This window comes from Leclercia adecarboxylata (genome assembly GCF_035787115.1).
Classification (GTDB): domain Bacteria; phylum Pseudomonadota; class Gammaproteobacteria; order Enterobacterales; family Enterobacteriaceae; genus Enterobacter; species Enterobacter adecarboxylatus_E.
In genome coordinates this window covers 306,860-315,024 of record NZ_JALKTL010000006.1, presented here as the reverse complement: position 1 = coordinate 315,024, position 8,165 = coordinate 306,860, and the positions used below count along the sequence as shown (strand labels likewise).

Genomic DNA, 8,165 nt, shown 5'->3' with positions numbered 1-8,165 from the left:
AGGCCTGCCGCCAGCGTTCAATCTGAGCCATGATCAAACTCTTCAATTTAAGTTTGATGCTCGTAGAATTAAACTTCGTAATGAATTACGTGTTCACTCTTTGAGACTTGGTATTCATTTTTCGTCCGAAGACGTTAAGAATCCATGCCACTTTGAGTGCCCACACAGATTGTCTGATAAATTGTTAAAGAGCAGTGCAACGCGGCTTTCGCTCACCGTTGCGAGGTGGCGTATATTACGCTTTCCTCTTTCAGAGTCAAGCGATTATTTTCGCTTTTCTCTTCAACCGGCCCGGCTGTTTGTGTGAAGTGATTCACATCCGCCGTGTCGTTGGAGGCGCATTATAGGGAGTTCTCCGGAGCCCGCAACCCTTAAATGACAGAAAAATGACTGACTGCTGCATTCCCCAGCAAAACCCCGCCTTATACCTGATTACACACAGACTTATCCACAATCATAGTGATATTTGCCGTTGCGCGCCCGATAAGCGGGGGGGTGATTCAGTCAGAGGCTTGCTCTTTGCCTACCAGAAGAGTGGTCAGCGTAAAGGATAACACCAGTGATATCGCGACGCCTGCCAGGGCAAAGACAAAGTACGGGCCTATATAAGCAGGCAAGCTGAAGATACTCGACAGAATGTAGCCATAAAGACGCACGCCAAAGAAGGCGATAAAGGCCGATGCCAAAGAGCTTGCCGCCGTCGCCACAATGAACGCTTTTTTATAGCGCGTCAGTACTCCAAATAGTGCCGGTTCGGTAATACCCAGCAGCGCAGAGATAGCCGCCGACAGCGTGACGCTCTTCTCCTGGCGATTACGGCTCAGACGCCAGATAGCAAACGTCGCCCCGGCTATCGCCATATTGGCCATAAACATCATCGGCATCAGCATGTCGTAGCCACGATCGCTGAAGTTCTGCAGGGCGATTGGCGTCATCGCATGATGCATACCGGTCAGGATCGCCACCGGGCGGATGGCTCCGACAATCAGCCCGGCAAAGCTGGCCGACACGCCAAACAGCCCTTCTATAAAGAAGGCGAGTCCTTTACCCAGCCAGATACCGATGGGGCCGATCACCACCAGCGCCGCCAGCGCACCTATAAAGAGGGTGAGCGTTGGCGTAAAGACGGTTTTGAGGACATCCGGCATGATGCTATCGACCCAGCGATGGATATAGCTCAACGCCAGCACCGAGAAGATCACCGGGATGACGCTTGAGGCGTAGTTAAAAACGGATACCGGGATCGCATTCATTAACCAGAGCGCGCTTACCGCCCCTTCCTGATGTGCCGCCAGCGCTTTCGCTGCTTCTATTAAGGAGGGATACATCAGACAGGCTGCTACCGCTGCGGCGAGATACTCATTCGTTTTGAAGATTTTCGCCGCCGAGACTGCAAGGAAGAACGGCAGGAAATAAAAGACGCCGCTGGCAATAAGGTCGATCACCATGACGGTATCGCTTTTCGCCGAAACCACCTTCAGTGCGATGAGCCCCGCCAACAGGCCTTTTATCATCCCGGCCCCGGCAATGGCCGGTACAATCGGACCAAATACGCCCGAGACGGTATCCATAAAGAGGGAGACCAGGCTTTTACGCCCCTTTGTTGCCGTCGGCGCACTGCCGCTATCCTGGCTGAGCACGCCGAGCATTTGCTCGTACCAGCTGTTCACCTTCGGGCCAATAATCACCTGGAACTGATCGCTCTGGAGCTGTGCCCCCAGTACGCCAGGCACATTTTTGATCGCGTTCTGATCCACTTTATTATCGTCGATTAAATCAAACCGCAGCCGCGTCATACAGTGCCAGACTTTATTAATATTTTCCTGGCCGCCAACCAGACGAATAATATTATTGATGGCTTCTTGCGTCCCCATAAAGACTCCTGCCGCTATTGTTGTCGTTTTATTGATGCACTGAGAATAAATAAACCACCACAACAAAACAAACCAATAAAACTTGAACCTGCTCACAATATGCCATTACAGGAGTCATAAAACCCTGAGCTGCTTAAAATTGGTCTGGTTTTTAATTAAAATAAAACCAAATAACTGACCAAAATAAATAATAAAAAAAACCATTTACCCGCCAACATTTTTAGGGTGATGATATTCCCATTCTCTATTTCCACAGCGCAGCAAAGGAGTTTCTCGTGACGCCTGTGATTATCAAAAATATTGAGTGCTTTATTACGCGCCCGGACAGACATAACCTGGTGACCGTCCGCGTCACCACGGAACAAGGGCCGGTTGGGCACGGTTGCGCCACTTTCCAGCAGCGCCCCCTGGCAGTCAAAACCCTGGTCGATGAGTACCTTAAACCGCTGCTGATCGGTCGGGATGCCAACAACATCGAAGATCTGTGGCAAATGATGAACGTCAACGCCTACTGGCGTAACGGCCCGGTGATGAATAACGCCATCTCAGGCGTGGATATGGCCCTGTGGGATATCAAGGCAAAACTGGCTGGCATGCCTCTGTATCAACTACTGGGCGGTAAATCCCGGGATGCGATTCCGGCTTACAGCCACGCCAGCGGCGAGACGCTGGAAGAACTTTTTGCCTCCGTCGATACCCTTGTCGCACAGGGCTATCGGCATATCCGCTGCCAGCTCGGTTTTTACGGCGGCACGCCGTCGGCACTGCATACCCCGGATAACCCATCCTCAGGCGCCTGGTTCGATCAGCAGGAATATATGAGCAATACCGTGGAGATGTTCCGCGCCCTGCGTGAGAAATATGGCTGGAAGCTGCAATTCTTACACGATGTTCACGAACGTCTGTTCCCCCAGCAGGCGGTACTGCTGGCAAAACAGCTGGAGCCATACCAGCCCTATTTCATCGAAGATATTTTACCGCCCCAGCAGAGCGCCTGGCTGGAACAGGTTCGCCAGCAAAGCTGCGTGCCGCTGGCAATGGGTGAACTGTTCAATAATCCGGCGGAGTGGCACGATCTGATTGTGAACCGCCGCATCGACTTTATTCGCTGCCATGTCTCGCAAATCGGCGGGATTACCCCCGCGCTGAAACTGGCGCATCTTTGCCAGGCTTTTGGAATACGCCTTGCCTGGCATGGGCCCGGCGATATGACCCCGATCGGCGTGGCGGTGAATACGCACCTGAACATTCATCTGCACAATGCCGCCATCCAGGAATTTATTCCCCGCTCAGCAACCACCGATAGCGTGTTCCCCGGCGCACCTGAGGTGAAGGACGGATTTATCTACCCGCCATCGGCACCCGGCATCGGTACGGACTTTAATGAAGAGCAGGCCCTGGCGCATCCGGTGGTCTACCGCCCGCACGAGTGGACGCAAAGCCGCCTCCCGGACGGCACCCTTCATACCCCCTGATTTTGCCGCCAGGCTAAATTATCGCGATTCCAGGGGCTGACGTAGGTGCAGGTGTAGTTGATATCAATGATGTCGCTCACCTCAAATACCCGGCCCCCCTCCAGGATCCCGCGGTTGTTGATATGCATTGCCGGCCCGCCTTTTTTGCAGCCCAGCAGCACCGCCTGTTCACGGCTGACGCTAACCGCCCGATAGGTGGTCAGCATATGGGAAATGACCAGCCCTTTGCTTAATACGTACTGCTGGATAGAACGCTCAATCGCCTGTTGATTGAGATCGGGAAAATCGGCGGCCGGCATGCTGGATATCTCCAGCTGTACAGGCTGGTCATCGACGTAGCGCAAGCGGCAAAAGTGCCAGATAAAACTCTCTTCATCGATACCGAAGATCTGCTGTGCCGCGCGATCCGGTCGCGTCTTATGCAGGCTAATCATCCGGTAGCGCATCTGATCGAATCGCTTTTCCGTGATCGAGTTGTAGATCAGCGGATTATTACGCGCGTGCTCGTTGATCCAGATCCCCGAGCCCTGCACTATCCGCACCACGCCTATGCTCACCAGCTTTTCCAGCGCCTGACGGATAGTGAAACGCGACACGCCGTACTCTTCGGCCAGTTGTCTTTCAGGGGGAAGTTTGCGTGGCCCCGTGGTGGTGTCCTGGTAGATTTTGCTCAGCAGATCCTGGGTCACAAACTCTTTCTTTTTCATAATTCGATCCTGAAATCATTCAACGTTGACCACACCTCAACACTCCGGCAAACCCTGGGCCAGCAAGCGCGGCCAGACTGCCGCCCAGTCCGAACCATGACTCAAGCCGCTGACTACCTCCGTCTGCACGCAGGTTCCCCCCACCGCCTGTTGAAAACGTCGGGCGACGGCGGGCGGCACGGTGGTATCGGCTTCCCCACTGTAGTGGATCTGAGGCAGGGCACGAAGTGCGGACGCACGATCGATAGCGCTTTCGGCCGCAGGCATCGGGGTAACATGATGCAGAGCGTTGACCCATGCGACGTCAAGGTTGCCCGCCACCGTGCGCAGGGAGCGCACGTCGCTCCGGCGTGCCGCCAGCAGCGCAGCAATATTGCCTCCCCCGGAGTAGCCAACCAGATCGATTTTCACTCCCGGATAACGCGCCACGGCCTGAGTCAGCGCCGCGTTCATTGCCTCAATAACCACAGGCGAGAAGCGATCCTGAGTCCAGATATTAACGCTGCAGCTGGCCGGCAGAGGCGGCCCGATAAACTGACAGGGCCGGGCAAGGTAGAGCACACTGGCGTGGTTATCCGCCGCCGCCAGCTTCAGCCCGGTCGGATTACGCGGCGTCGGGTTATCCGAAGGCGTGGTGCGCGTTTTCCAGGCAAAGCCATCCCCTTCGATGTACACATGCAGAACGTTAACCGGAGGCGTGATGCGATGCCAGCCGACAATCGGGAAGGGATCTACGTCAAATTTTTCACTGATCAGACCACTTTTGCTGGCTATTTTTTGCGCAGTGCTTTGCAGATCGGCTGAAATACACCCCATCAATAATAAAGATAAATTAATCAATACCGTTCCCTGCAAAAAATGAGGATATATCCTCATACCGCACCAACCTTAACTCAAATTATCAACATCACAAAAAACGGGGATTGAATTCAAGCTGAAATAATTAAGCAGCACTTATTGTTTTCGGCAACAAATTGTATATTCTGCGCCCGAAGATATCGGATTAATCCGAAGAAATCACGATTGCATTTTGCACAACATCGCAACTTTATGATGGTACACCATGGAAAAGAAACGTCTTAGCCAGCTGATCTCTCTGCTGGTTGCATCAACGGCTGCGCAGTCCTATGCCACCTCTCCAGAGTTAATTATCGACACGCCGACCAGCAATGTTCAGATCGCTGACCAAAAAGAATTCGTGCATATCACCCAACAGGGGAGTGTGACCGGCGCCCCGGGATCGGCGTTAACCGTTAATTCGGGCGTGACTGTAACAACGCTTACCAATGACGGCACCATCAGCGACGTTGCTAATGTGCCATTATTTTTAAGCAGTAATGTTGTGCAGATTGATGGAACCGTGGGTGAGCTTAACAATAACGGAACCATTACCAGCCTCAATCAGTACCAGAATGGCAAAGTCGTTGCCCTGGGGGCATCGGGGGTGATTAACACCTTCACCAACAGCGGCACCATTAAGGGCGTTCAGAACACTTATAACTATAACTACGACTCCAATTCTTATTACAACGGCACGATAGACAATGCCGGAACGATTAACACCTTAATCAATACTGCCGAGGGTAAAATCCTGGGCTCCCGCGCCATCAGTAACCAGGGGACCATTGATAGCTTAACCAATGCGGGTTTGATCTCTTACATCCCAGCCGAAAATAACGTTAATTATGGTCAAAACAGTGCCATTCTGAATAAGGGTACGATTGGCTCGTTGCAGAATACCGGTACGATTGACGGTGGTACGTCTGATAATTACAGCGGTTCCGGAATATATAACGAGAGCACCATTCATTCTATCGTTAATGATAATAAGATTAATGGCAGCTTCGCCGGAATTTATACCTATGGCACCATTGGCACCATTGAAAATAACGGCCAGATTAACAGCAATTATGCCGCTATCTACAGTGACGGCGACCTCAGCACGATCGTTAACAACGGTGAAATATCAGGCAACTGGAGCGGTATCTACATCTGGAACTACTACAACCAGAGCGCAGCAACGCAGATTATTAACAACGGTCTGTTAACCGGCGGCAATTTTGCTCTGCTGATCGGTAGCAATAACAGCGATGGTGTGACCCTGACTAACACGGGTGATATTGCCGGTGATATCTACGCCTTAAACGCGACACAATTAACCATTAATGGTGGCACCACCACTACGGGCACGCTGACCGGCATCGACGGAGCGACAGGTACCCTTATCGGCTCTGACGTTGTATTTGGCACCGGCTCGCTGCTGCTGAACGATAATATTGTTACCAGCATGCCGGAATACGGCCTGATGTCACTGCAGATGAGCGATGAAGTGGAAGTATCGACCGGCACCGTGGTGAACGAAGCTGCCTCTCTGCAGGTGAACAACAGCATCAACATCACCGGTGATTACCATCAGAAAGCGGCCGCAACGCTGATTTCCGGGGTCTCCGATCTGGCCGCAGCTAACGGCGATCTGCTTGCCGACGCGGGCTATGGCCGCCTGAACGTTAGCGGCAACGCCACTATCGACGCGGGATCCAGCATCAACCTGCTGCGCACCGGCAGCACCTATAAGTTCGCTGAAGGTCAGCGTTATGTGGTCATCAATGCCGCAGGCGCAGAGACCGATTACCATGCCGACCAGCTGAATTATAAAGCCCTCGGCTACCGTGGTATGGTCAACGGCTCCGTCTATGAAGATGCACAGAGCAAAGCGCTGGTATTAACCCTGGGGGCAGAACCGGTCATTCCTGACCCGGTAGAGCCGCTGCCGGAACCTCAGCCCGAGCCGACTCCAGAGGTGACACCGCCGGTAGTGACTGAGCCTGAAATCACTCCGCCGGTGGTCACGACGCCAGTGCCGCCTGCGCCAGAAGAGCCTGCCCAGCCGGGCAAACGGGGTTACGCCACCATCCCAAGCGCCACTGCGGCACTCGGCGGGCTGGCGAACTACTCCGGCATCGCTTCTCCGGAGTTGCTGAATCTGTACAACGCCTCGCTGGCAATCGAAGGCAAAAAAGAGGCGAACCGTGCAGGCGAACGTCTCTCTACCAGCCAGAATCTCAACACCAGCTCCGCGGCAACCGTTGCTACCTCTACCGCTCAGGCCGTAGTGGGTGCTCACATCGATGCCGTGCGTAATCCGCAAGCCTCCGGCACCAGCGGGGTGGCGACCGGCGATGACTACGCTAACAACTGGATCGTCTGGGGTCAGCCATTTGGCGGCTATGCCCGTCAGGACAGCAGCGACGACGTGAGCGGCTACACGGCGAAATTTGGCGGCCTGATCATCGGTGCCGACCGCGCGCTGGGCGATGACTGGCGCCTGGGTGCGGCGCTGAACTACAGCAATACCTCAGTGCACGGCAAAGACAACCTGAGCGGCAACAACTCTACCGCCGATAACTATGGGGTGATTGGTTACGCGGGCTATACCGGCAATCCCTGGTACCTGAACCTCTCTGCAGGCCTGAACCGTCAGAACTACAGCTCCGTACGCCGCGCCGATTTCACCGGCTTCTCCGGCGCAGCCCACGGCAAGTTCAACGGTCAGTCCGTCACCCTGCAGAGCGAGTTTGGCTACCCGATCACGCTGCCAGCCGACGTGGTGCTGACCCCGCTGGCAAGCCTGACTTACGGTTATCAGCATGTGGATGGTTACAGCGAAACCGGCGGCAATGGTATGGCGCTGGATGTGAGCAGCACCCATTCACAGTCGGTCGTGAGCGATATCGGTGCCCGTATCGAGAAGACCTTCTCCACCGGTCTGGGTAACCTGACGCCGTTCGCCCAGGTCTCCTGGATCCACCAGTACGATAACCGTCAGGTCAGCAGTCATGCGACCTATGCCGCAGACGCCATTGGTGAAACCAGCTTTATCACCAAAGGTGCCTCTCCGGTGGAAGATATGGCTGGCGTGGCCATCGGCAGCACGCTGTATGACGCCAACGATCTGAGCTTTGACGCGCGTTACGATCTGCAGGCAGGTGACCGTTACCAGGCGCATACCTTCAGCCTGCGTTTACGCAAGTCGTTCTGATTGTGATCAACGAATAACGGGGCCCATTGTGGCCCCGTTTTTTTATACCCGACGTAAACATTGTATTTTT

Annotated in this window: 6 protein-coding genes; 3 read left to right on the top strand and 3 right to left on the bottom strand. The window is 54.0% G+C overall.

Features of this window, described 5'->3' with window-relative positions:
• Positions 1-307 (top strand): hypothetical protein (locus MXM41_RS18790; RefSeq protein WP_325933642.1); only part of this gene is annotated, 307 nt, incomplete at its 5' end.
• 193 nt (positions 308-500) lie between these two features.
• Here MXM41_RS18790 and MXM41_RS18785 read toward each other — a convergent pair.
• Entirely contained in the window at positions 501-1,874 is a 1,374-nt protein-coding gene (locus tag MXM41_RS18785; RefSeq protein ID WP_325933641.1) for a PTS transporter subunit EIIC, read from the bottom strand.
• A gap of 275 nt (positions 1,875-2,149) precedes the next feature.
• On the opposite strand from MXM41_RS18785, the gene MXM41_RS18780 reads away from it, so the two are divergent.
• A complete protein-coding gene (locus tag MXM41_RS18780; RefSeq protein WP_325933639.1) occupies positions 2,150-3,349 on the top strand; it encodes an enolase C-terminal domain-like protein in 1,200 nt (399 codons plus the stop codon).
• On the opposite strand, the gene MXM41_RS18775 is transcribed toward MXM41_RS18780, so the two are convergent.
• The gene (locus MXM41_RS18775) at positions 3,337-4,056 is read right to left on the bottom strand and encodes a GntR family transcriptional regulator (protein ID WP_325933637.1); all 720 of its coding nucleotides are present in this window, start codon (positions 4,054-4,056) and stop codon (positions 3,337-3,339) included. The two genes, MXM41_RS18780 and MXM41_RS18775, sit on opposite strands and share 13 nt — an antisense overlap.
• A gap of 36 nt (positions 4,057-4,092) precedes the next feature.
• On the bottom strand, positions 4,093-4,932 hold the full coding sequence (locus MXM41_RS18770; protein ID WP_325933636.1) for an alpha/beta hydrolase: 840 nt from the start codon (positions 4,930-4,932) through the stop codon (positions 4,093-4,095).
• A 187-nt stretch (positions 4,933-5,119) separates the two neighbouring features.
• Between MXM41_RS18770 and MXM41_RS18765 the strand changes: the two genes are divergently transcribed.
• On the top strand, positions 5,120-8,095 hold the full coding sequence (locus MXM41_RS18765; protein WP_325933634.1) for an autotransporter domain-containing protein: 2,976 nt from the start codon (positions 5,120-5,122) through the stop codon (positions 8,093-8,095).
• The last annotated feature ends 70 nt before the right edge of the window (positions 8,096-8,165 follow it).

Bases quoted from the DNA above. Each gene is read 5' to 3' on its own strand.
- MXM41_RS18785 (WP_325933641.1), bottom strand. From the start codon at position 1,874: ATGGGGACGCAAGAAGCCATCAATAATATTATTCGTCTGGTTGGCGGC.
- MXM41_RS18775 (WP_325933637.1), bottom strand. From the start codon at position 4,056: ATGAAAAAGAAAGAGTTTGTGACCCAGGATCTGCTGAGCAAAATCTAC.
- MXM41_RS18770 (WP_325933636.1), bottom strand. From the start codon at position 4,932: ATGAGGATATATCCTCATTTTTTGCAGGGAACGGTATTGATTAATTTA.
- MXM41_RS18765 (WP_325933634.1), top strand. From the start codon at position 5,120: ATGGAAAAGAAACGTCTTAGCCAGCTGATCTCTCTGCTGGTTGCATCA.